The sequence below is a fragment of the Maribacter sp. HS genome, from assembly GCF_048059195.1.
Classification (GTDB): Bacteria; Bacteroidota; Bacteroidia; order Flavobacteriales; family Flavobacteriaceae; genus Maribacter; species Maribacter dokdonensis.
Window position 1 is genome coordinate 51,281 of the sequence record NZ_JAYLVV010000004.1, and the last position, 25,371, is coordinate 76,651.

17 protein-coding genes are annotated in these 25,371 nt (G+C 36.9%); 2 read left to right on the forward strand and 15 right to left on the reverse strand.

The genetic code is table 11. The annotated features are described in order from the left end of the window. Positions 1-46 precede the first annotated feature (46 nt). The 8 genes from VBZ51_RS09585 to VBZ51_RS09620 form a co-directional block, all read right to left on the reverse strand. The gene (locus VBZ51_RS09585; protein ID WP_416576782.1) at positions 47-541 is read right to left on the reverse strand and encodes a GAF domain-containing protein; all 495 of its coding nucleotides are present in this window, start codon (positions 539-541) and stop codon (positions 47-49) included. 67 nt (positions 542-608) lie between these two features. Beyond that, positions 609-1,214 (reverse strand): YkgJ family cysteine cluster protein, encoded by a 606-nt coding sequence (locus tag VBZ51_RS09590; RefSeq protein WP_071339639.1) that lies wholly within the window; start codon positions 1,212-1,214, stop codon positions 609-611. Between the two features lie 112 nt (positions 1,215-1,326). Then, on the reverse strand, positions 1,327-2,442 hold the full coding sequence (locus VBZ51_RS09595) for a DUF2914 domain-containing protein (protein WP_416576783.1): 1,116 nt from the start codon (positions 2,440-2,442) through the stop codon (positions 1,327-1,329). Positions 2,443-2,545: 103 nt separating this feature from the next. Then, on the reverse strand, positions 2,546-4,153 hold the full coding sequence (locus tag VBZ51_RS09600; RefSeq protein WP_416576784.1) for a M1 family metallopeptidase: 1,608 nt from the start codon (positions 4,151-4,153) through the stop codon (positions 2,546-2,548). Positions 4,154-4,171: 18 nt separating this feature from the next. Beyond that, positions 4,172-5,503, reverse strand: coding sequence for a M28 family metallopeptidase (locus VBZ51_RS09605; RefSeq protein WP_416576785.1), 1,332 nt, complete (start codon positions 5,501-5,503; stop codon positions 4,172-4,174). Positions 5,504-5,637: 134 nt separating this feature from the next. Next, positions 5,638-6,813 (reverse strand): MFS transporter, encoded by a 1,176-nt coding sequence (locus tag VBZ51_RS09610; protein ID WP_416576786.1) that lies wholly within the window; start codon positions 6,811-6,813, stop codon positions 5,638-5,640. 4 nt (positions 6,814-6,817) lie between these two features. Then, complete coding sequence (locus tag VBZ51_RS09615; protein WP_416576787.1) at positions 6,818-8,347, reverse strand: nuclear transport factor 2 family protein; 1,530 nt, start codon at positions 8,345-8,347, stop codon at positions 6,818-6,820. Positions 8,348-8,362: 15 nt separating this feature from the next. Further along, positions 8,363-10,576 (reverse strand): bifunctional alpha,alpha-trehalose-phosphate synthase (UDP-forming)/trehalose-phosphatase, encoded by a 2,214-nt coding sequence (locus VBZ51_RS09620; protein ID WP_215998048.1) that lies wholly within the window; start codon positions 10,574-10,576, stop codon positions 8,363-8,365. A gap of 103 nt (positions 10,577-10,679) precedes the next feature. Here VBZ51_RS09620 and VBZ51_RS09625 point away from each other — a divergent pair, with 103 nt between their 5' ends. Beyond that, the gene (locus VBZ51_RS09625; protein ID WP_416576788.1) at positions 10,680-12,482 is read left to right on the forward strand and encodes a glycoside hydrolase family 15 protein; all 1,803 of its coding nucleotides are present in this window, start codon (positions 10,680-10,682) and stop codon (positions 12,480-12,482) included. On the opposite strand, the gene VBZ51_RS09630 is transcribed toward VBZ51_RS09625, so the two are convergent. The 7 genes from VBZ51_RS09630 to VBZ51_RS09660 form a co-directional block, all read right to left on the reverse strand. Then, a complete protein-coding gene (locus VBZ51_RS09630; RefSeq protein WP_416576789.1) occupies positions 12,483-13,907 on the reverse strand; it encodes a pyridoxal phosphate-dependent decarboxylase family protein in 1,425 nt (474 codons plus the stop codon). Between the two features lie 101 nt (positions 13,908-14,008). Next, positions 14,009-15,820, reverse strand: coding sequence for an acyl-CoA dehydrogenase family protein (locus tag VBZ51_RS09635; RefSeq protein ID WP_416576790.1), 1,812 nt, complete (start codon positions 15,818-15,820; stop codon positions 14,009-14,011). A gap of 48 nt (positions 15,821-15,868) precedes the next feature. Then, the gene (locus VBZ51_RS09640; protein WP_416576791.1) at positions 15,869-16,225 is read right to left on the reverse strand and encodes a four helix bundle protein; all 357 of its coding nucleotides are present in this window, start codon (positions 16,223-16,225) and stop codon (positions 15,869-15,871) included. 46 nt (positions 16,226-16,271) lie between these two features. Then, positions 16,272-17,462 (reverse strand): acetyl-CoA C-acyltransferase, encoded by a 1,191-nt coding sequence (locus tag VBZ51_RS09645; RefSeq protein WP_058103074.1) that lies wholly within the window; start codon positions 17,460-17,462, stop codon positions 16,272-16,274. Between the two features lie 102 nt (positions 17,463-17,564). Further along, positions 17,565-19,970 carry a 3-hydroxyacyl-CoA dehydrogenase/enoyl-CoA hydratase family protein gene (locus VBZ51_RS09650; protein WP_416576792.1) on the reverse strand — a complete coding sequence of 802 codons (2,406 nt, stop codon included), beginning with the start codon at positions 19,968-19,970 and terminating at the stop codon, positions 17,565-17,567. Between the two features lie 32 nt (positions 19,971-20,002). After that, entirely contained in the window at positions 20,003-20,434 is a 432-nt protein-coding gene (locus tag VBZ51_RS09655; protein ID WP_058103072.1) for a MarR family winged helix-turn-helix transcriptional regulator, read from the reverse strand. Positions 20,435-20,689: 255 nt separating this feature from the next. Beyond that, a complete protein-coding gene (locus tag VBZ51_RS09660) occupies positions 20,690-22,462 on the reverse strand; it encodes an AMP-dependent synthetase/ligase (protein ID WP_416576793.1) in 1,773 nt (590 codons plus the stop codon). A gap of 254 nt (positions 22,463-22,716) precedes the next feature. Here VBZ51_RS09660 and VBZ51_RS09665 point away from each other — a divergent pair, with 254 nt between their 5' ends. Beyond that, positions 22,717-25,311 (forward strand): DUF6923 family protein, encoded by a 2,595-nt coding sequence (locus VBZ51_RS09665; RefSeq protein ID WP_416576794.1) that lies wholly within the window; start codon positions 22,717-22,719, stop codon positions 25,309-25,311. Positions 25,312-25,371: the final 60 nt, after the last annotated feature.

Below are 25,371 nucleotides of genomic sequence, written 5' to 3' on the forward strand. Positions count from 1 at the left end.
CTGTATAGCGGGCTTTTTTTTAGTTATAATATTAGGAGAGCATAAGCTAAACCAATCTTTTGCCCATTAGTTCTCCTATCTCCATTATCAAATCTGATTCATCTTGTGTAAAGTCATAGGGAATCGGCTTTGCGATACCAATAGTGCCATAAAGTGTTTCATTATAAATTAAGGGAGCGGCTAAGGAACCTTCAACCTTGGTGTCTTTTGCAGATGGTCTGGCAACACCGGAATCATCTGTTTGTAGGTTACACATTTCAACAGGTTTTCTTCTTTCAGCAGCAATACCGGCCATGCCTTTACCAATAGGAATGGTAGTTAATTTAGGTATTAAGAATTCAGGAATACCAACTTGGGACTGAAGTTGTAATAGTTTGTTTTCATCCAAAAAATGCAAGGTACCCGTAGAACAATCAAAATGATTCAAGATTACCTTAAGTAGAAGCTCCCAATTAGGGGCGTCTTTTTCGAGTTCTGATTGTATGGTTGATTTAATTTCTTTTACGCCGTTCATTAATCTGTTCTTTTCTAATATCGCCAAGTTATAGTTCGATATTAGACTTGTTCATCGTAAAGATACATTTTATCTCCTTTCTTTAAAGAGACCATTACGCCACTTTTCTATATCTCGGTGGTCTGCGGTATGCGTAGTAACCTAAAACAACTTGCAGCGCTTTTGCTATGGCAATTCGTATAGGAAACAATTCGGCGCCCAATGATTCGTCAATTGAACGTAACTGCATATAGTAATTGCTAATAAGCGGATAGTTCTTTTTAGACGAAATATGAATTTCTGCCATTGCTACGGCTTGCGGCTTTTGTTCCTTTATAGGTTTACAGGTTACTAAAGTAGGGGTATTGTTTTTATGCAACATGGCAGAAAAACCAAATAGTCTGCAAATAAGACCTCGATGGGCATATTCTGAACAAAATCCTTTTGCTCCAGGGGCAATTAGTTTGTTTAAAACGGGACATAGTTTGGTTGAGGTATCTTGTTCAAGATCTTGCAACCAAGTTTCTGCTACACCTTGTTTAAAAAGATGATAGGCTAGGGGTAAAAATTCTAGCACTGTGGCATTAATATCCGGTTTTAAGCAGCAATTTCCGCAATTGGCTACGCAGCCTAAACCTGTGGATTTTTGAAAGGAGCCCAACTCCTTTTCCAATTGGTAGAACATACGGTCTACCGCTCGAACTTTATGGTATATACTCACAAGTAGTTTAAAAAGTTGCGCGAAGGTAGTCTAAGTTTTCATACAAAAATCATAAAAATAAACTATTGTTAGATGGTAATTTTAAGAATGTAAATTGCTGATAAATAAATAATTAAAATTTTGAAGTCTTAAGTTTTAGGGGTTTTGGATGGGTGTTCAAGACTATATTGAAACCAATAACGCCTAATACTTGTTCTTCTTCGGTCAGTACTTGTACTTCCCATTCACCGGGAGTAATATTTGATTTATACGTATAGCCTCTAAAACCACCATCTCTACCACCCGTAATATCATAGCCAATATCTTCTACCGTTACCCATTCATTGGTAAGTTCATTGTATTTTCTCCATCGATGAATTATTGACTTCTTTAAATCTGTAGGTGCAAAAATGGAAGAAAAGATATACACACGTTGGTCTGGAGCATAACTAAAATCTAGTTTGTGTTTGCGCCAAAATATGTGTGATTCTTCAGACTCATAGGTTACTTCATAGTTGCCATTTTTTTGAACAACGTTGTGGGCTACTATTCCTTTATCCAACGCCAAGGGAACCGGTGGTATTAATCTTAAAAAATAGAAAAGATTGATCAAACCGTATATGGCAATGATAATGAAGATTATTTTGCCTAGCTTTATTTCTTTACGCGTACTGGGGCTTTTGCCATAAATGAACGTAAGTAACACTAAAGTGCTTACTAAGCTAACTGCACCTGATATTAAAAAAATCGTAGAATTGAGCTCTTTTAGAAATACGGGAATCATGAACGTAAAAAAAGTGAAGCTAATAAAGTAGTACACCCCAAATTGTAAATATTTGTTGGAGATTCGTTTTTTTAGAAACTCATTGGCAATTAGTAATAAAACAAGGATAATAAAGAATGATGCCGTTTTGGATAAAGACACACTTCTTGAAAAATAGATGACATAGGCACTTGATAATCCCCCAAAAAAGAACTGAATGGCCAGCGGTAGGTATTCTTCATATCGTTCTAGTAAGGTGCCCTGCCATTTGCCATCGTCTACCAAATTATATAAGTATAGTGTGATGGATAACGATGTCATATGTAAACATAAAACCGTTAAATCATAGGTACGGTCAATACGACCTAAGGTTAGGGTGTCAAAAATAAAACCACCAATAAAGAAAAGAATAGGGGCATACTTAGAGTGCTTTCTAATAAAGCTTCTAAAAGCGCTATTTCTATATCTGGCAAGGGTCTTTTTCATGTTGGTCTAGGTGCTGAGCAAAAATAGGTGTTTAAAAGCACTACAATTGACCGTAAATAATATTTGATGAACGTTAAAAGTTCACGTAGACAAAGTGTTAATATCAACTCTTTGTTTCAACGTAAAAATTAGGATCTACGCGTAAGGATTCTAGGTTGCCTTTTATCTTTTTGCTTTGCCATGTTGTAGACGGGTTCAACCACACAGGTTGGTCATCAACAAAAACTTTTAATGGAATTGTAAAGTCTTTGACCGTATTAGTAAAACGATAAGATATTTTTTTACCCTTGATCCTATATTCAAATACGGGTATTTTGACAGTTCGTAAATACTGGTCAAAAAATGGATCAAGATCACGTTTCATTTTAGTTGCGATATACTCTTCAATCTGTGCCGTAGTAACCGTTTTATGATAGAATTCAGAATTGAGTCCACGTAAAATTGTTCTCCATTCTTTATCATCATTTACTATTTGACGTAGCGTATGTAGCATATTGGAACCTTTATAATACATATCTCCACTGCCTTCATAATTTACATTATAGATGCCTATTATGGGTCTGTCGTTTCTAATATTGTTTCTAATACCATGAACGTAGGCATTGGCAGCTTCTGTACCATAGTGGTAATCTAAAAACAAACTTTCAGAATAGCACGTAAAACCTTCGTGCACCCACATATCTGCAGCATCTTTATAGGTGATATTGTTTGCAAACCATTCATGGCCAGCTTCATGGATAATGATAAAATCGAACTTTAAGCCCCAGCCGGTTTGTGAAAGATCTCTACCCAAATAACCCTTTAAGTATTGATTACCATAAGTGACCGAACTTTGATGTTCCATGCCCAGATAAGGGACTTCAACCAGTTTAAACGAATCTTCATAAAATGGATATGGACCAAACCAATGCTCAAACGCCTTCATCATTTTTGGGGCATCTTTAAAATGTTCCTTTGCCTTTTCTAGATTATCCTTTAAAACATAGTAATCCATATCCAAGGCACCCTTCTCTCCTTGGTATACTTCATCAAAATGAACGTAATCACCAATATTGACATTTACACCATAATTATTGATGGGGTTGCCCACGAACCAGTTATAAGTATTGGTTTCTTTATGTACACTTTGTAATCTACCATTAGAAATATTCATAAGTCCTTTTGGAGCCTTTACACTGATCAGCATACTATCTACCTCGTCATACATATGATCTTTGTTGGGCCACCAGACACTGGCTCCTAAGCCTTGACAAGAGGTTGCCACAAAATCTTTACCATTATTATCCTTTTTCCAAGAAAATCCGCCATCCCATGGTGCATTGACTGCTTCTTTTGGGTGTCCTGAATAGGTAACAACAATTTCATTGAACTCTCCTTTTACTTGGGGTTTGGTCAACTGTACAAAATGTGCATTTACATTATGGGTTACGGTAAGTTCTTTTCCGTCTTGAGTAACCTTTTCAATGCTTAAAGGAGGTTGAAGGTCTACTTGTAGCACTTGATGGGGTTTTAGCACCTTATAGCGAATTGTGTTGCTCCCACTTATGAATTTCTCATCTGGGTCAACGGCAATATCCAAATGATAGTAATTTAGATCCCACCATTCACGTTCTGGGGTAATGCTACCTCTTAACGTATCTTGTTTGGTAAATGTCTGTGCCTGTGAGAAACTCAAAGTTCCCAAAGCAAGAAAAAGTATGAATTTGTTCATGTATGGTTTGAATAGAAATTATCTGAATACTCCGTTAGGAAAAACGACCGGACTCTCAAATCCGTCTTCACTAACCGCTGAAACTCCGAAAAAATAGTTATCAATAACGATGCCGTCTAAAACAAATTCGGTTACATCGCCAACATACCTGCTATGATCCCAAGTAGGGGATGTGGTGTCTCTCCAGTAAATTTTATAGCCTTTTGCACCATCAACCTTACTCCATTGAAATTTAGCTGCAGGTTCAACAATACCACCAATTTTAACCGTTTTTGGTGCAGGTGGGGCCCATGCTATAGATGCCAGGTTAATTGCGTTTACCGCGGTCAATTTGGCGGCGTACTCAAAATTCACATGCTCTAACACATCACCATAGGCAATACCATCCTCTACACGAATATCTTGGTGTTGTTGCGTATAGTTTTCGTGAGCTTCCATAATACGTATGCCAGGAAAACCAGCATCATTAAAAGGTCTATGATGACCGCCACGACCAAAACGATCTAAGCGATAGATCATCATTGGGTTCATTTCTGGCATGTATTGCTTTACGTTTTTGTGTACGTAGCGCGCCAGTTGTCTTGAAACACCGTCCACCTCACCGCCGTAAAACCTTCTGGCTTTGCGTTGTTCCTCTGTTTCTGTAGGAGGTACGGGTTCAGAGAATATTCTAAAATCAACGTTACTGATGGTGCCGTCAACTCCCTTTATATTTCCGATCATATCATTATTGAATATTCCAATAACCTCCCAGCCTTGGTCTTTGGCATATTGTGCTATACCGCCACCGCCAAAAAGACCTTGTTCTTCACCTGAAAGACCCATGTAGATAATACTATTTTCAAAAGTGTATTTAGAAAGTACACGAGCGGCTTCCAACGTACCTGCCATGCCACTTGCATTATCATTTGCACCAGGCGAATCATCAGTGTAGTTGGTTGGGTCACTAACGCGAGAGTCAATATCACCGCTCATAATAATGTAACGATTAGGGTATTTTGTTCCTTTTTGAATAGCAAGCACATTTACTACTTCAACATCTTTTACAATACGGTTGTTAGCACCTTTTTTGACCAAGTCTTTTTGAAAAAAAACAGAAAGACAACTGTTACAAGCTGCAGATGTTTTTTCAAATTCACTTTTGATCCATCTTCTTGCCGCACCAATTCCCCTAGTATTGGAAACTGTATCGCTTAATGTATGTCTTGTTCCAAAATTTGCGAGTTTGGTAACGTCGTTTTCTATACGTTCGGCAGAAACCGCATCAATAATATCATAAATACGTTGGTCCGTTTGTGCTGAAAGGTGAATAGCCGATATGAATAAAGCGAGTAGTAAAAATTTTTTCATTTCAATTTTTTTGAGTGAGTAAAGTTAGTTTGGGTAATCGGTTTCTAAAATTAAGTAAAATATAGGGGCGACCATAATTTGATGTGCAAATCTATAGCTTACCAGATTGTATTTAAAAAGTTTTGTAGCATTGTTTAATACGGGTTATTTCGTTTTTTTTTTATGAGGTGATAAACGCCCAGCAATGGTCCTAGACCTAGTGGAATGTATAAAAAATTTATCGGGATACTATTTTGAAGTAATCCTAGAAGTTGAATGCTAATTATAGTAATGGCATAACCTAAACAATTTACAATGGTTAATGCCGTACCTTTTAATTGCGGAGCTACCGATGATGCCACCAAATTGGAAAATTGAGGAGAATCTGCCGTAACGGCTATTCCCCAAAGGCACCAGCTTGCCAAAAAGAGATATTGGGGCAATAGGAACAAAACAGGAGAAATAAAACAGAACACACCAGACATAATTAAGGCAGTTAATGCTACTTTTTTGCTTCCTAAGCTATGAGCAATAGTACCGCCTAGCGCACAAGACAATCCGCCAAATGCGATCACGATCCCAGTCCATAAAAATACCGATATATCACTACCGGTTTCAATGGCAAACCATTGTATGGCAATAGGGGTAAATGCCCAAAAGGCATAAAGTTCCCACATGTGACCAAAATACCCAAAAGCTGCTTTCTTAAAATTATAATTCTTAAAAAGTCGTGGTCCCGCGTTGAACTGTAATGACGTACTTGCTACCCGATAGGGACCGTTAGGCACAAGTCCTAGCAACAGTAAACCACCCATAACGGTAATGCCAGAAGTTAGTTTAATAACACTATCTGAATCATTTGCCCATGAGGTTCCTTTAATTAAAAACGGAAAAGCAGTGCCTAAAACCAATGCGCCAACCAAAAAGCCCAATGCTTTGCCTAACCCTTTTTCATAATAATCGGCTGCTATTTTCATACCTACAGGATAGATCCCTGCGAGGAAAAAGCCGGTCCCGAATCTAGCTATCAACAAGCCGGTCACATTTAATTGTGGAACAATTAGGGTTAAATTGGATAAGGCCGCTAAACATGCACAGACCATAAAGACTTTAGAAGGTGAAAACCTATCGGCAATCATTAGAATTCCAAAAATCAATGTGCCTATGATGAACCCGAATTGTACCGAAGAAATGACGTAACTAACAATATCCGCACCAAAATCTAGCTTTTTGGTCAGGGATTCTATAATAGCATTGCCTGCAAACCATGTAGAGGTACAGGCAAACTGAGAAATAATTATTATGGGGAGAATATGTAGCTTTTGCTTCAATAGATCAATGTAAAAAAGTAACCTTGGCTATTTTATTATTTTCTATTTCATAAATACCTATTGCAGTATAAGAATCACCGTTGACGGTAATGAATTCTTCATCAATAACTATATTACCGATTACAATCCTATTCTTGATTTCACAATGAAGGTTTGGGGTAGTCCTAAAAAAGCGATCATAGCCATTTCGCATATTTTCAATACCCTCGGTTCTTAGTTCGCCGTTAGCACCATAAACTTTCACGTTTTTGGCGTATGGCCCCAAAAAGGCATTGATGTCTTTAGCATTATAACCTTCAAGTTGTTGTTGTACAGGATTTTCTGGATCTTCATTGATAGACATATCTTTTATGAAAGTCATGCTATTTATAAGTCCGTCAACCTCATAAATGGCAACTTGTTGAAATTGTTTATCGCCAATGGTTATCTGTTCTTGATCAATAACGGTCTTTCCCAAATGAATTCTAGAGGATACTTTTACATCAATATTTGGCGTACGGTCATAAAAGCTCTGATATTTTTCCTTTAAAATTTCCCGCCCAATGTACAGGGTGTCTTTTGGGTAGTTTTTTACCACAACATTTTTTGAAAAACAGTTAGCAAATGCTTGTAATTCTCGTGCGTTGAATGTTTCTACTTGTTTGTCCACAATATTTTTTTGCGAATCTTTAGAAACGAAACTTAGATAATTTCCATTTGGACTAATTGCTAATCTAGAGATTCCATTGACATCTGGGTTATTAATTTCATGAGCTATTTTCCATTCTGTATCTACTTTGGGGTCAAAGGAAAAAATGGTTGATTCAATGGCAGTAATTAATTGACCATTGTTCATCCAGGTTATATCTTCGTTGTTTTCAGGCAATGAAATAATATCCTCGGTTTTTAATGATATTGGATGCAGTGATTTTACCATATTCCCATTATCCGATTTGGAAATGTAGCTTACCAGGTCGCTTTGTGGTATGTTAAGTAGTGATCTGCCTACATTCTGTTGAACCGTTATATTGGTATGATCTTTTAAGTTAGCTATTACAAGGTCCATTTTATTTTCGCGAAGAACTGTACAGATTATAATATCTTCAGTATACCAAACATGATAACCAACTTTTAAATCTTCTAGAAGAAGTTTTTGTTCATTGGTATCTAAGTTATATTCATAAAGTCTTTGCAATCCATCCTCATCTAATCTAATTGCCGATACAGCATTTTTTCCGGGTATTTTTAATGGTGAATATTCGCTGCCATTTGGGGTATCTGTAATCCATGAAAGGGTTTTATCTTTTATATGAAACAGCACAATATCTGTTTGTCCATTTCTTGTTGCAGCATATAGGACCCTGTCATTATCCAAAAATGAAGGCTGATTGTCATAGCCTTCATTTTCAGATATATTTATTGCACCATTAATATTGACCGAATCTTTTTCCAACCCTAAGTTGGTCAAATAAACTTCTGTGCTCTGTTGTGCATGGAGCTGTATGCAAGATATAGCACTTAGCAAAAGGATAAAGCACTTCAATTTCAAGGACATAAAAAGAGATTTAGATTAGTGTTTTTCTGCAAATCTCTTTAAGATGGCACGTACATTTTTAGTATTGTCAACAAAGTATCTTGCTTGGGTTTTTTGTCTGCCCACCTTTACGGTAACAGCATCCTCTGGCAGTTCCTGGAACATAAATTCATCTGTCCAATCATCACCTATGGCAAAAACAAAATCGTAGTCATGCTCTGTATATACACGCATAGATGCTCTTCCTTTATTTACGTTGCTGCTCTTGATTTCCATTACCTTATTACCATTGAGTACACTAAGGTCATCGTTAGCAATAAGACTGGTTAATACCGTATTCAATTCAACCGATCTCTTCTGACCAAAATCTGGATCTGTATTTCGGTAATGCCAAGCCAAAGAATAGTTTTTCTCTTCCACGAAACTACCTGGAGTACGATCTACAAAAGATTCAAGAACTGGTAATATTTTCTCCATCCAATCTTTTTTCACCGTTTCTAGCATTCTAAATTCCTCACCACCTTGAGAGATCCATACACCATGCTCAACGATCATATTGTATTTCTTAGGAAGAAACCATTTGGTAAAGGTCTCTTTATCCCTTCCGCTAATTAAATACATATCCGTATTGGGTTGAGACGAAATTTGATCCAATAATGCGTAAAGCTCCTCATCTGGTGACGCTTTTTGCGGGTCATTATGAAACCCTGCTAAAGTACCGTCATAATCTAAAAATACCAATCGTCGTTTCGCGTTGGTATAGCTGTTCATGACCGTATTCATAATATCTACGGACAATTTTCTAGATCTGTAGGTTTGATCTTTCTCTTTTTGGTTGACAAGCGAGTTCATAAAGTCGTTGGCCCATTTTTCTACATTATACCGTTCCAGTCTTTTTTGTAGCAATGTATTTCTTGATACCTGCTCTTCTTCTGGCATATTGATAGCTTCATAAAGAGAGTCTGCAATTTGCTCAAAATTATTGGGGTTAATCAATAATGACTCGTTCATTTCATTTGCAGAACCTGCCATTTCACTTAGTATAAGCACCCCTGTCTTATCTGTTCTAGTGGCAATGTATTCTTTAGCTACCAAATTCATACCATCTCTTATGGGCGTTAGCCAGGCAATATCAGAAGAGGTATAAAGGTCAATTAGGTTTTCAAAAGGCATAGATCTGTAGAAATACCATATTGGCGTCCAGCTTACAGTGGACAACTCCCCGTTAATGCGTCCTACAAGTTCATCAACTTCCCGTTTTAATAATTGGTATTGGGGTACGTTAGATCTAGACGGAACCGCAAGAATAATAAGTCTTACTTTCTCTTTATACTGCGGATATTTCTTTAAAAAATACTCAAAGGCATTTAAGCGTTTTGCAATACCCTTGGTATAATCTAAACGATCTATAGAAAGGAAGAATTTGGCATCGGGAGCAGATTTTTTATGAGTATCCAGTCGTTTCTGCAATTCGGATTTTTGATCCTCGGTACGTTGAGAATGTTCTTTTGCTGCATCGCTAAATTTCTTATAATCGATACCCATAGGGAAAGAATCTACTTTTATAACCCTATCATCTAAATAGATATCGTTAAAGCTTACCTCTAAACCTAGTAGCCTTCTAACAGAGCTTAAAAAGTGGCGTTCGTAGTCATAGGTATGAAAACCGATCAGATCAGATCCCAGCAGCCCTTGTAATACTTCACGTCGCCAAGGTAGGGTTCTAAAAATCTCATACGATGGAAAGGGAATATGTAAAAAGAAGCCTATAGAAATATCCGGTCTTTCTGCTCTTACCATTTGGGGCACCAACATTAATTGATAGTCATGTATCCAAATAGTGTCTTCATTGTTTGCTTTTTCAAGGATGGCATCGGCAAATTTTTGGTTTACCGCTTTGTATGTTTCCCAGCTATCCAGCTCAAATTCAGAATATTCTAAGAAGTAATGAAATAAAGGCCATATGGTTCTATTACTAAATCCATAGTAAAAACCATCTACCTCTTTCTCCGTTAAATTAACTTTTGAAGATCCATGCTCCGCTAAGGCGCTATCAATTTTAGGAACCAATTCTTCGGGAATTTCTTCATCCGTTAATCCGCTCCAACCAATCCAAAGGCTATCACCGCCGGAGTGTACAGATTTCATTCCTGTGGCCAGTCCACCTACACTTGGTACCGCAGTAATGTCGCCATTGCTAATTTGTAATTGTACAGGTAGTCTATTTGAGATAATGATAGTTTTCGCCATAAAAGAGAATTTTTTGCTTCTTCTTGATAATTATTTCTCTAAATTTCGGGAAAAAGGAGGGCAATACCAATTGAAACCTCAAATGAATCAAGAATTTTATTGAATGGATAATTTAGACTACGGAATAATAGGGAATTGCAGAAGTGCAGCATTAATTTCAAAGACAGGAAGCATAGATTGGTGCTGTTTGCCAGAATTTGATAGTCCGTCTGTATTTGCCAAATTACTGGATGAAAATATAGGTGGAAGTTTTGAAATAAGGGTTGATGACAGCTATGAGATTACTCAGAAATATGAGAAGTACACCAATATATTGATTACCTCTTTTAAATCTGGCGAAGATCACTTTGAAATTCATGACTTCATGCCCAGATATCGTAAGTTGGATGGAAGTCACCATGCGCCACCAGAGTTGATCAGGTATTTTAAATTAATTTCAGGTAAGCCAAGTTTTTCTGTTTTGTATGATCCAAGATTGGAATATGCCATGGGGAAAACCGAAACTTTTATTAAAAAGGATTTTATAGCCAGTCTCACTTACGATGTTAAGTTCGATACCGTATTTCTATACACTTCTTTTGATCAAGAATCTATAGTCAATGGTGTTGAAGTAGAACTTGTGCAAGATGAGTATATGCTTATGGGCTACAATGAAAAATTGTTGTTACCAACCACTGAAAGGGCTTATCTTGATTTGCAAAATACCAAGGTATATTGGTTAAACTGGACAGATTTAACCCCAACTTACAAGAAATTTAACGATGAAATTTCCAGAAGTGCCTTGACCTTAAAATTATTAAGCTATGATAAGACCGGAGCTGTTTTGGCTGCAGCTACCACCTCTTTACCAGAAACCATTGGTGAAGTACGTAATTGGGATTATCGTTTCTGTTGGATAAGGGATGCATCAATGGTGATTAAAGTAGTATCTGAATTGGGACACAAGAACGTGGCAAGACGATATTTACAGTTCATTATAGATTTGATACCCGATAAGGCAGAGAAGTTACAGATCATGTACGGGATCAATAAAGAGAAAAAACTGACCGAAGAAACCTTGGAGCACTTGGCCGGTTACAAAGGTTCTAAACCGGTGCGTATAGGTAATGCGGCATATCACCAAAAGCAGAATGATATTTATGGTATTCTGATGGATGTGATTTATGAACAAATGGTGAAATTCAGCATAGATATAGAAAATGGTGAAGACTTATGGGCCATTACCAAAGGTATTGTTTGGATCGTAAGCAATAATTGGAAGGATGCCGATAAAGGAATTTGGGAGTTCCGTACAGAGGATAGACATTTTACATTTTCTAAAGTATTATGCTGGACAGCCTTGGATCGTGCCATAAAAGTTGCTGAAATGCTGGGCAAGCAGCATAAAATTGATAAATGGGAACCAATAAGAGCGGAAATTTGGCAAGATATCTATGATAATGCTTGGAACGATGAAGTAGGGGCTTATACCCAATCCTATGGTTCCAAAGATTTAGATGCCTCTGTCTTATTAATGGAATCTTACGGATGTGTTGATGCAAAAGATGAAAGATATATTAAAACCGTTAATGCCATTGGAGACGAATTAAGTAATGATGGATTGTTGTATAGATATAAGAATGAAGATGATTTTGGTTTGCCATCTTCTTCATTTACGGTTTGTACATTCTGGTACATTAATAGTTTATTTAAAATAGGGGAAGAGAAGAAGGCGTTGGAGTATTTTGAGAGATTATTAGGTTATAGTAATCATTTAGGTCTATTTAGTGAAGATATTGACTTTAAGACTAAAAGGTTACTAGGGAACTTCCCTCAGGCATATTCACATTTAGCGTTGATAGAATGTGCCATCAACTTTTCCAAGAAAGAAAGTGAGGATCAAATGTTAGAAACTTTGAGAGAATAATTACCTCATAACATAAGCCTTAATTTTATGGATTAGGGCTTTAAAATGTTCTTCCGTTGAAAACGGATTCATAACGGTTACTCGTAAGAAATGAACATTTTTTAATTTGGTCTGTACAATATAAAATTCGCCATCTTCTAAAAGATACTGGCGAATTTTTATGTTTAATTTGTTTTGCTCTTCAAAATTAAAGTTAGGGTTTACATATCTAAAACATACAATATTTGACATTGGGCGTAATGCTAGCTCAAAATTAGGTTCAGCCTCTATAAGGTCGGCAAATAAGGAACCCAAATCATATAATAGGGTAACATTGGCATCAAAAACTTCTTCACTATAGAGTTTTAGAAGTGTAAACCAATGTATGGCCATCATATTTTTGGTGCATTCAAAAGTACGCTTGCCGGAATTGTACCAATCTTCATGTTCTGAGTCGGTCAATAAGTAATCCGCTTTTTGACTAAATGTAGCCTTGGCATTGTTTTCATCCTTAAAGAGTAGGGCAGTGGTCAATGCTGGCATCATCATCATTTTGTGACCATCAATAACTACTGAATCTGCTTGAGCAATGCCTTTTAGCGTATGCTTGTATTTTTCAGAAAAGATACCGGCACCGCCATGTGCACCATCAACATGAAACCATATATTATGTTCTTGGGCAAATTCAGAAATGCACTCAAGATTATCAAAAATACCTGTAGCAGTAGATGGTGCACTACCGATTATGGCAAAGACCTCAATTCCGCTTTCTTGCGCTTCCTTGTATTTAGTTTCTAAAACATGGATGTCCATTGCAAAATCTTTGGTAACGGGTACTTTAATTATGCCTTGATCCCCTAAACCCATAATTCTTGCCGCACGGTCTACACAGTAATGCGCTTCTTCACTGACCATTATACCTAGTTGATTTTGATTGCCATCATTCCAAATATCCTTTTTGGTAATCGCTTTTCTAGCACTTAATAATGCGGTAAGATTGGCAAGTGTACCACCAGATGTTAAAAAACCTCCAGCAATATTATTAAAGCCAATTTTATGACAAATCACTTCAATGATAATGCGTTCAATAGCATTGGAAGACATGCCCATTTCATATACGGCAGTACCATTATTTAATAGCGAACTCAATAATCCTGTGAGTGCGGTAATTGGGGCTGGAGGACTCACCTGATGACCAAGGTAATGTGGATGGTGAATGTGTGTGGTACGTTTGTTGATTTCCTGGAACAAATTCTTGCTATTTCCGTGATATAGAAAATCCTTCCAAAACTGGAGTTCATCCTCAGGGTCGTTCCAATGAATGGCATTTGGGGATTTTCCATTTAATTTATCCTCTAAATGAGCGGTCAACTGGTTTATAAGTGCGTGCCCGTTGGTGTTAAAATCAGAGGATGAATACACTTGTTGGAGTAATTTTTTATGCATGGCTCAAAAGTAGTCGCAATAACGATTTATACCAAACAAAAAAACCGCCCCAATTGGGACGGTTTAACATTCAAGTTACCAAACAACAAAAGTAATCTGAATTAGTCAAAGGTGTACCCGTTATCTGCAGCTACCTTATCGGCAATTTGTGTGCGTAAAGCTACTACATTAGGGTAATTTGTATATTTTGTAAAACGTTTAAGTCCCATTAACATCATTCTTTGTTCATCACCTTCAGCGAAAGATACAATGGCTTCCTTACCTTTATTAATGATAGTTTCGGTTGCATTGTACAAATATAACTTGGACATAGCAATTTGGGTGGCCTGTGCCTCTTCTCCAAAACGTTTTGCGTTTTTCTCTGTACGTAATAATGCAGATTCTGCCATATATACTTCAATAAGAATGTCAGAAGCAGCTAACATCAATTGTTGGTGCTTTTCCAATTCTGGACCAAATTTTTGAACTGCAGATCCAGCGACCATTAAGAACACTTTCTTTAGTCTTTTTAAAATATCCTTTTCTTCTGCAAAAAGTTCAGAAAAATCAGGAGTATCAAAAGAAGGAATTCCCATGAGCTCTTCGCCAACTGCGGTTGCAGGTCCTAAAAGGTCCACATGACCTTTCATAGCCTTTTTAACAAGCATACCTACAGCTAACATTCTGTTGATTTCATTGGTTCCTTCGTATATACGTGCAATTCTTGCATCTCTCCAAGCGGATTCCATTGGTGTATCTGCGCTGAAGCCCATACCTCCAAAAATCTGCACACCTTCATCTGCCGTATGTTGTACATCTTCCGAAACCGCCACTTTTAAAATAGAACATTCTATAGCATACTCTTCAACACCTTTTAATTCAGCTTCTTGGTGAGTATTGCCTTCGCTTTCACGTATTGCAATTCTATCTTCAATGTTCTTTGCAGCACGGTAACAAGCAGATTCACCAACATAAGCATTTGTGGTCATATCGGCTAATTTTGCTTTTATAGCACCAAAGTTAACGATCGGAGTTTTGAACTGAATTCTTTCGTTCGCATAATTAACAGCCTCGTTGATCACCCTTCTTTGTGCCTCTAAACAAGCAGCGGCTAATTTAATACGACCAACGTTTAGGGCATTCATTGCAATTTTAAAACCGTTTCCTCTGGTGGAAAGCATATTTTCAACAGCAACCTTTGTTTCATTAAAGAATACTTGGCGGGTAGAAGAGGAGTGAATACCTAATTTCTTTTCCTCATCACCTAAGGTAATACCATTACTAGGGTCATTTTCTACGATAAACCCGGTAATATTTTTGTCATCTTCAATACGTGCGAATACGATAAACAAGTTACAGAAACCAGCATTTGAGATCCACATTTTTTGACCGGTAATACTATAAGTTTTACCATCTTCTGATAAAACGGCCTTTGTTTTACCTGAATTTGCATCTGATCCAGCACCTGGTTCGGTAAGGCAATACGCGCCAAACCACTCACCTGAGGCTAGTTTAGGTACATATTTTTGTTTTTGTTCCTCAGTACCGTATAAAGTTATTGGCATAGTACCAATACCAGTATGCGCCCCGAATGCAGTACTAAAGGATCCGGTTGCACCAGAAATATAATCACAGACTAGCATTGTAGAAACAAACCCCATACCCATACCACCGTATGATTCTGGAACTGCTACGCTCAGTAAACCTAGTTCACCGGCTTTACGCATGGTTTCTTCGGTATATGCGTAATCTTTTTTCTCAAAACGTTCCCAGTGTGCCCATAATTCTCTATCAACGAATTCTTTGGTGCTTTCACGCATCATTTTTTGTTCTTCGTTCAAATCCTCTAAAGTGAAAATATCATCACAGTTGGTTTCTTTGACAAGGAATTGTCCTCCTCTAAGAATGTCTTTATCCGATGTTTCTGTACTCATGTTGTTAATTGTATTTAGAAGTTAGAATTGAGAGAATAGAAAAGAGAACTATACGAGGTTATTTTGAAACCCCATGGTCATTTTCTGAAATTCTTCAATCTTATCTTCGAGTAATTTTAATTTAATATCTGTTATATAATTTCTATGATATGCTATTAATAATTGTGTTCCCAGTTCAAAAGAGGAACCTAAAGAAATACTTAAAAAATGGCTAAACGACCTATCTGTTCTTGCAGAGCCTTCCGCAATATTGCTAGAAATAGAGATTGAACATCTGCTCATTTGTGAGCTCAAATCAAATCTCTCATGCTTAGGGAAACTTAAGAGAATATCAGATATATCATTAGCTATGCTTATACCTAATTTCCATATTTTCAAATTTCTATAGTTATGCCTTAAAGCCATATACCATTAATCTTATCTCTTTTTTCTAATATCTATATTCTATCGTTTATTTTAAAAATTCGAAAATACCTGCGGCACCTTGTCCAGTACCTACGCACATAGTAACCATACCGTACTGTCCTTGCATATTTCTTTTACGCATTTCATCAAAAAGCTGAACCGATAATTTAGCTCCTGTACAACCTAATGGATGGCCTAAAGCAATTGCGCCACCATTAACATTTACAATATCTTGATTTAAGCCTAGTTCTCTAATAACTGCAAGGGATTGAGATGCAAAAGCTTCATTCAATTCAATCAGTTTTATATCATCTTGTTTTAGACCGGCTTGTTTAAGTGCTTTTGGCACCGCGGCTACAGGACCAATACCCATAATTCTTGGTGGTACACCAGCAGCGGCATAATTAACAAGACGGGCAATAGGCTCAAGATTTAATTCTTTTACCATTTCTTCGCTCATTACCATTACAAAAGCAGCACCATCACTCATTTGAGAAGAGTTACCAGCTGTAACACTACCACCGGCTGCAAATACTGGTCTAAGCTTATTCAATACGGCAGTTGATGTTCCCGCTCTTGGTCCTTCATCTTTTGTTACGGTATATTTTTTGGTCGCTTTTTTACCATCGGCACCTACATAGGTTTCTTCTACCTCAATAGGCACTATTTGGTCTTGAAAGCGGTCTTCCGCTTGAGCACGAAGGGCTTTCATATGAGAATTATAGGCAAATTCATCTTGATCCTCACGAGATACTTTATACTCGTTGGCAACTGCCTCTGCGGTATTTCCCATTCCCCAGTAGTAATCTTCATGACCTGCTTTTACAACGTCATAATTTAATTCTGTTTTGTAACCGGTCATAGGTACTGAACTCATACTTTCAGCACCACCTGCAATAATGCAATCTGCCATTCCAGATTGAATTTTTGCAGTTGCTATACCAATAGTTTCAATACCAGATGAACAAAATCTGTTGACGGTAACTCCAGGAACATCAACAATGTCTAATCCCATAAGTGAGATTAAACGTGCCATGTTCAAACCTTGGGAACCTTCTGGCATAGCATTACCAACGATGACGTCATCAATTCGTTTTTTATCTAAATTTGGCAATTCTTTCATCATATACTCGATGGTTTCCGCTGCCAATTCATCGGTACGTTTAAAGCGAAAAACTCCCTTAGGTGCTTTACCTACCGCTGTTCTATAACCTTTAACTATATATGCTGTTTTCATTTTTTACTCTTGCTTTTAGCTATCAGCTTTACACTCATAGCATTATTTGTTGTTAAATAAGATTGCCAATAACCATAAGCTAATGGCATATAGCTGCGTAAATTAATTACGTAACGGTTTTCCGGTTTTCAACATGTGCTGAATTCTTTCTAACGTTTTTCTTTCGGTACACAGTGAAAGGAAAGCTTCTCTTTCTAAATCTAACAGATACTGCTCGTTTACCAAAGTAGGTTCAGATAAATCGCCACCTGCCATTACATACGCAAGCTTATTCGCAATTTTCTTATCATGTTCACTGATATAATGGCTAGCCTCCATAGAATCTGTTCCAACTAAGAACATACCTAATGCTTGTTTTCCTAAGACTTTGATATCTGAACGTTTTACAGGTTGCGTATATCCTTGCTCCGCCATTAATTTTGCATATGCCTTAGCAGTTGCAATTTGCCTGTCCTTATTTACCACAACGATATCTTTGCCATGTTGTAGTATTCCTAGGTCGTATGCTTCATATGCAGAAGTGGAAACTTTTGCCATACCAATAGTTAAAAAGTATTCTTGAAGAACATTTAATTCTACATCGTTCTTTTTAAAAGTGTCTTGTGCTCTAACGGCAAATTCTTTAGAGCCACCACCGCCAGGAATAACCCCAACACCAAACTCAACAAGTCCTATATAGGTTTCAGCTGCTGCGACTACCATGTCTGCATGTAAGGAAAGCTCGCAACCACCACCTAATGTCATACCATGAGGGGCGGATATTGTTGGAATAGCGGAGTAGCGCATACGCATCATGGTGTCTTGGAACATTTTAATGGCCATATTCAGCTCATCATATTCCTGCTCTACCGCCATCATAAAGATCATACCAATATTGGCTCCAACAGAGAAGTTTGCAGCTTGGTTACCAACGACCAAACCTTGAAAATCTTTTTCGGCCATATCAATGGCTTTATTTAGTCCGGCTAAAACATCGCCACCTATGGTATTCATTTTAGATTGGAACTCCACATTTAGGATTCCGTCTCCTAAGTCTTCAACAACAACACCGCTGTTTTTGAATACTTCTTTAGATTTTCTAATATTATCAAGAATAATAAAGGAATCTTGTCCTGGTATTTTTTCTACGGATTTTTTAGGGATATCATAGTAATAGGTAGCCCCATCTTTAACTGCATAGAAAGAATTATTACCAGAAGCTTTCATTTCATGTACCCATGCAGCAGCTTCTAGACCTTCTGCTTTGATGAACTCCAATCCTTTGTCAACGCCAACGGCATCCCAAATTTGGAAAGGACCATGTTCCCAACCAAAACCAGCTTTCATTGCATCGTCAATCTTATAAAGCTCATCGGTAATTTCAGGAATTCTGTGCGATACATAGGCAAATAATTGTCCAAAACTTTTTCTGTAAAATTCTCCTGCCTTGTCTTTTCCACCAACGAGTACAGCAAAACGATCAACAACTTTATCAATAGTTTTGGTCAACTCTAAAGTGCCGAATTTTGCGCTCTTTTTAGAGCGATACTCCATCGAATCCAAATCAAGGGTCAAAATTTCGGTCTTGCCCTTACCATCTTTTGACTTTTTATAGAATCCTTGTCCGGTTTTACTGCCCAACCATTTATTTTCCATCATGGTGCTGATGAAATCAGGTAATTTAAACAGATCGTGGCGCTCATCATCGGTACAGTTATCGTATATACCATTAGCAACATGAACAAGGGTGTCTAAGCCAACTACATCAACTGTTCTAAAGGTGGCCGATTTTGGTCTACCAATAACCGGACCTGTAAGTTTGTCAACTTCTTCAACGGTCATGTCCATTTCCTTAACCATATGGAAAAGGCTCTGGATGCTGAATATTCCTATTCTATTACCTATAAATGCAGGAGTATCTTTAGCAACAACTGAAGTTTTTCCTAAGAATTTTTCTCCGTAACCGTTTAAAAACTCTAATACCTCAGGCGAAGTTTTAGGACCTGGAATAATTTCAAAAAGCTTTAGATAACGTGCTGGGTTAAAAAAGTGAGTGCCACAAAAGTGCTTTTGGAAATCTTCACTTCTACCTTCCGACATAAACTTGATTGGAATACCAGAAGTGTTGGAAGTAATTAGCGTACCAGGTGTACGGTACTTTTCTAAATTTTCAAATACTTGTTTTTTAATATCTAAGCGTTCAACAACTACTTCAATGATCCAATCTACCTTAGATACTTTTGCGATATCATCTTCTAAATTTCCAGTTGTAATACGATTTGCAAATTTCTGATGATAAATAGGAGATGGTTTTGATTTCAACGCTGCCGTCAAAGAATCGTTCACCATTCTATTGCGTACTACATTGTCTTCTAATGTTAAGCCTTTGGCTTTTTCTTTATCATTTAGTTCACGAGGAACAATATCTAGCAATAAAACCTCTACGCCAATATTTGCAAAATGGCAGGCAATACCACTACCCATTATCCCTGAGCCAATTACTGCTACTTTTTTAATGTGCTTGTTCATGTACTTTATGCTGTATTAATTGATAAGTTGAATTAAAATAATTTTTTGTCTGCGATAAGCTTGTTTATGGCTTCGGTAACTTCAAAAAAATGGGCAAGCTTTTCATCGGTAACTTCATCTTTAACTACTTCATTAAATCTAATGACCGTGTTTTTTGAATCGTTTCTTTTTTCCAATCCAAATTCTGTCAAATAAATAAGAACACCCCTACCATCTTTAGGATTTGGTTTTCTTATAATTAGACCTTTTTGCTCCATACTTTTTAAAATTCTGGAGAGGCTGGTAGCTTCCATTCCCATTTTTGGTCCTAGGGAAGTTGAAGGTGTACCTGCTTTTGGGTCAATGCTCAATAAAGTAAAGCCAACAGCCATAGTAGAATCAAATTTCTTTGCTTCCTCATTATACATTCTTGCTACAGCTTGCCATGTAGCTCTCAACGCATAATCTATCGTTGCTTCTTTCATACTCCTTTAGTTGGTTCCCAAATATAATAAAATTTATTATGCATGCATAATAAATTTTATTATATTTTATTTAATTGGGTGTTACCAAAGTTATTTAAGCTAGTATAATTTAACTGTTGCTATATAGTTAGTTATAGTTGTGTGTATTCTTATCAGGTATGCGGGCTAATAAATTAAAAGCAAGACACCCAACTAAATATTAAATGATGATTCAGTTGGGTGTCATTGTTATAATGTAAAATGGTTTCTTATCTGTTAATGCTCATAAATATCATTATACAGAGAAATGTATTTTTCCTTTATAACTTTTCTCTTCAACTTCATGGTTGGAGTTAAGTGTCCACCGTCAATACTCCAAATATCTGGGGTAAGTCTAAACTGTTTTACCTTTTCCCATTTTGCGAACTTTTCGTTGGCCTCGTCAATTTCTTGCTGATACCTTGCTAATACTTGCTCGTTCTTAATAATATCTGAATTCGTGTTAATATCAATTTTGTGTATTGCCGCCCATTCTTTTAAAAATTCAAAATCTGGCTGAATAAGTGCTGCCGGCATTTTTTCGCCTTCGCCTACTACCATTATCTGCTCAATGAATCTAGACTGCTTAAATCGGTTCTCCAATAATTGCGGTGCTACATATTTACCTCCAGAGGTTTTGAACATTTCCTTTTTACGATCGGTTATTTTTAGGAACCCCTCGCTATCAAGCTCACCTATATCACCGGTTAGGAAATAGCCATCAATAATAACCTCTTTGGTTTTTTCAGGGTCTTTGTAATACCCCATCATTACCTGAGGGCCTTTTATGCAAATTTCACCGTCTGCTGCAATCTTTACTTCTGTACGGTCTATAGGTTTACCAACAGTTCCAATTTTAAAGCCACCATCACGCATATCGTTCACTGAAATCACTGGGGAAGTTTCAGATAAACCATAGCCCTCCATTAATCCAAATTCGGCAGCGTTAAAGATTCGAGATAATCTTGGTTGTAGGGCTGCGCTACCCGAGGCGATCAAACTAAGATTGCCTCCCAGTCCTTCTTTCCATTTACTAAAAATTAGTTTTCTAGCTATAGAAAGTTGTGTTTCATACCACCAACCATTTTTACCGTATGGTTCATATTTTAATCCGAGCTCCACGGCCCAGAAGAACAATTTCTTTTTTATGCCGGTAAGTTCTGTACCCTTGGCGTAAATTTTATCATATACTTTTTCTAAAAGTCGTGGTACCGCTGTCATAACATGCGGACTGGTTTCTTTTAGGTTGTCACTTATTTTATCCAATGATTCAGCATAATAAATGGTTACGCCTCTAAATTGGTATAGGTAAATTAACATGCGCTCGTAAACATGGCACAGAGGTAAAAAGCTTAACGCCTTGGTTTCACCATCAACAATAGGAAAACGTTTAGAGCTTTCAATGGCATTACTAACCAAATTGTTGTGTGAAAGCATAACACCTTTAGGTCTTCCTGTAGTACCGGAAGTATAAATTAACGTTGCCAGATCATCTGGAGAAACCTCATCTTTTAGTCTATCGACTTCGTTTTGGTTAGTGGTGTCTTCACCTAGTTCCAATACTTTTTCCCAACTTTCACAATCCGATAGGTCATCAAATGAATAGATGTTTTTTAAACTAGGCACCTGATCTTTGATCGCTGCTACTTTTTCATGTACTTCACCACAGGAAACAAAACAATATTTTGCCTCAGAATGGTTTAGCACATAGGCATAATCTTCTTCGGATATGGTGGGGTACACCGGTACGTTCTGTGCGCCAAGTTGAAGAATGCCAATATCCATAATATTCCATTCGGTTCTATTGGTAAGTGAAATAACGGCGATTTTATCGTTGGGCTGCACGCCTAATCGTAACAACCCACGACTAATGGCATTTGCTTTGTTGATATACTCTTGTGTAGATGTACTAATCCACTTTCCATTTTTTTTTGACACCAAGGCCTTGTCTAAGGCATGCTTTTCTAGCTGATAATATGGGAAGTCAAAAAGACGGGTAACTTTTTGCATACTTAATTTCTAATAAGAATTGCAAAATAGTGAAAGAACTCCATATTTTAAAATTGTATTATTAAATAAATCAGCTTCTCATTACAATATTCTTAATTCTAGCCTTTTATGTAGAAATATATCGATTTTAACCATTAGTCTACAATAAATTGTATTTGAGCGTGTTATGTAATCAACTTAACTTTTTGTAGGAATTTTCTTTATCAAATATAGTTAAGTTTGTTTCAATAAATGTTACCCAAATCGTAGAAAACATGAAAAAAAACTACATAACAGCTTATTTTTTCAAATTTATAACGGTCTTCGCATTATTAATAGGAGCGAAGGCTATAGCGCAATCAGAACCTTTCAATTGTGATTACAATGCCTATTTATTTCAATATAATGATATTTATGCATTGGACCTAGCTTCTGGTAGTTCTTATTTAGTTGCTGAAAATATTACTCCCGGTAATGTAAATGGTGTAGGTTATAACCCTACGGATGGTTATTTATGGGGCTATTTAAAAACACCTTCAAGCACTATTGTAAGAATAGGTAAAGATTATTCTGTTGATCAATATACCATTCCGGAATTACCTACCGGAAATAAATATGTCGGAGATATTTCGCCCAATGGTATTTACTATTTTAAGGCAGGTGGCTCTTCGTATTATAAAGTCGATATTAATCCAGATTCAGATACATATCTGCAATATTTAGGAGCTTTTGAACTAAGTCAAAGTTTAAATATTGCAGACTGGGCTTTTAATGCTGCCGATGGTATGTTGTATACTGTAGAGGGAAGTACAAGATTGTTATATAAAATAGACCCTGCTACAGGTACGGTCTATAATTTGGGAGCGGTTCCAATTCTTGATGGTTTAACGTATACTTTTGGCGCCGTTTATTTTGATGTGGATGGTAATTTCTACATTTCTGCCAACCAAACCGGTTCTGTTTATAAAATTGATAATGTTCAAGATATTACCTTAGGTATAATACAGTCTAACATATTTGCATTTGGTCCTGCAGCTTCTAGTAATGACGGTGCACGTTGCCCTACGGCACCTGTGCCTCAAGAAGATTGTTTAAATGGTATTGATGACGATGGTGATGGTCTTGTGGATTGCGATGACCCATCTTGTTCAGGTGTTGCTTCCTGTCCTGTGATAGTTACTACCTCTAGTGCAAATAAGGGAGGGTTGGAAAGCAATGATAGATTGGCGAACTTAATCAGCAAAAGAAATTTTAACCGAGCTAAATCCAACTATATCTTTGATAAAACCAAAGCAAAAAAGTTGGTTAAAAGTGCGCTGTACGGATTAAGTTCTAAGAACGACGTAAATAACATTCCTTTAAATTCTCTTGTTCCTTTGGGTGTAGTAGGAGAAACCAGTACCATTGAATCTTCACCAAGTGATTTGTTGGATTTGACCAATGCATCGGATATTTATTCCGTAGATTATTTAAATGGTTCAACAAACTTAGGTTCTTTAATGGTGATCAAAACAGATAACACCGTTTATGAGCATAGTAAATTTATTTGTGACCGTTTTCTAGGAGCACAATTGCTATCGGTAAGTAATATTCAGTTAAGAGAAAAAGATTTTATAAAGTCTATTATTAAGCAGCCAGATGGTAGTTTGGAATTCGCCTTGACATTTTCTGCCAGAGTAAACGCGGAAGGTAACTTTACAATAGAATCGCATTGGAATATAGATGCTTATACCAGTAATACCGCTTACTATAATTTTCAAATCTGGTCCAATTCAGTAGATGATCTATTATTATTGGCAGACGAAATTCTTGATTTGTTGGAAGCCAATTCAGAAATATCCGGATATACCGGGTCTACACCACCGCCTGTTTTTGTAAAATCGGCCAGTTATAAGAATGGAGAAGTATTGTTGAATATCGTAAACAATAATAATTCTGAAAGCATTGACCTAGAAGGCGGTTTAAAACTTACGGAAACCAGTGTTACTGAAGTTTTGGGCGTATCTGCGGAAATAGATGGGTATTTAGATTCTGTTGCCTTAAAAACAGGTACTTTATTTGATCTAGGTTTTAGAATTAGTTCTGGATCAGGTGCAACGCCAGATGATTTATTTGTGGCAGATGCTCCATGGGGCTTAGATGATTCTGCAGATGCAACTACGGTATCTACCTATGAGGTGTTGCCGGCAGAAGGTCCATATGTTGGTGATGGTTACCCTTTAGAACGTAATATTAAATTATCAGGTACAACAAGTAATTACGTTGGAGTGTACAGGGCTCTGAATCCAAGGTTTACGGCGGTAGATTTAAGTGATTATTCTAAAATTAGTTTTGAAGCAAAGGGTACTGCCAATATGGATGTGCAATTGATAAAAGGTGACGGTACCATCTATAAGACCAACGTTGGTTTAGAGAATGAACTTAAAGTGTACACCTTGTCTGAAACTGATTTTAAGAATGATGCAGGTGAAGAAACTGATTTTTCCGATATAAAAGTGTTGTCCTTTAATTTGGTTGCAGAGAATGGTTATGCTGAAGAAAAATCTTTAGAGTTGCAAAATGTTGATTTCCACAATAGAGAGCCAGGTCAAGAATTTGTAGACACAGATTTAAATAAATCGGTAGTGTATCCTAATCCTATGATCGAAAGTGCCAGCCTTTATTTTTATGAGGAAAATGCAGATACTTATGAGTTGGATATATATTCTTTAAGTGGTAAGCTTATTGGCAGCCATCATATGGAAGGTGAAAGTATTGCCGGGCAAAATGAAATTATTGTAGAAAGAAAAGATTTGGGCCCAGGGCTGTACCTATACAAACTTCAAAACTCCAAAGAAAAAACTTGGAGCGGAAGGTTGTTGGTGAGATAATATGTTTTGGTTGTAAAAAAAAGCTGTGTACCCATTTATTGGTAGTACACAGCTTTTGTG

Excerpts from the sequence above, each read along its gene's own strand:
- VBZ51_RS09595 (WP_416576783.1), bottom strand. The coding sequence starts at position 2,442 with ATGAAAAAGACCCTTGCCAGATATAGAAATAGCGCTTTTAGAAGCTTT.
- VBZ51_RS09600 (WP_416576784.1), bottom strand. The coding sequence starts at position 4,153 with ATGAACAAATTCATACTTTTTCTTGCTTTGGGAACTTTGAGTTTCTCA.
- VBZ51_RS09605 (WP_416576785.1), bottom strand. The coding sequence starts at position 5,503 with ATGAAAAAATTTTTACTACTCGCTTTATTCATATCGGCTATTCACCTT.
- VBZ51_RS09615 (WP_416576787.1), bottom strand. The coding sequence starts at position 8,347 with ATGTCCTTGAAATTGAAGTGCTTTATCCTTTTGCTAAGTGCTATATCT.
- VBZ51_RS09620 (WP_215998048.1), bottom strand. The coding sequence starts at position 10,576 with ATGGCGAAAACTATCATTATCTCAAATAGACTACCTGTACAATTACAA.
- VBZ51_RS09625 (WP_416576788.1), top strand. The coding sequence starts at position 10,680 with ATGGATAATTTAGACTACGGAATAATAGGGAATTGCAGAAGTGCAGCA.
- VBZ51_RS09630 (WP_416576789.1), bottom strand. The coding sequence starts at position 13,907 with ATGCATAAAAAATTACTCCAACAAGTGTATTCATCCTCTGATTTTAAC.
- VBZ51_RS09635 (WP_416576790.1), bottom strand. The coding sequence starts at position 15,820 with ATGAGTACAGAAACATCGGATAAAGACATTCTTAGAGGAGGACAATTC.
- VBZ51_RS09640 (WP_416576791.1), bottom strand. The coding sequence starts at position 16,225 with ATGGCTTTAAGGCATAACTATAGAAATTTGAAAATATGGAAATTAGGT.
- VBZ51_RS09645 (WP_058103074.1), bottom strand. The coding sequence starts at position 17,462 with ATGAAAACAGCATATATAGTTAAAGGTTATAGAACAGCGGTAGGTAAA.
- VBZ51_RS09650 (WP_416576792.1), bottom strand. The coding sequence starts at position 19,970 with ATGAACAAGCACATTAAAAAAGTAGCAGTAATTGGCTCAGGGATAATG.
- VBZ51_RS09655 (WP_058103072.1), bottom strand. The coding sequence starts at position 20,434 with ATGAAAGAAGCAACGATAGATTATGCGTTGAGAGCTACATGGCAAGCT.
- VBZ51_RS09660 (WP_416576793.1), bottom strand. The coding sequence starts at position 22,462 with ATGCAAAAAGTTACCCGTCTTTTTGACTTCCCATATTATCAGCTAGAA.
- VBZ51_RS09665 (WP_416576794.1), top strand. The coding sequence starts at position 22,717 with ATGAAAAAAAACTACATAACAGCTTATTTTTTCAAATTTATAACGGTC.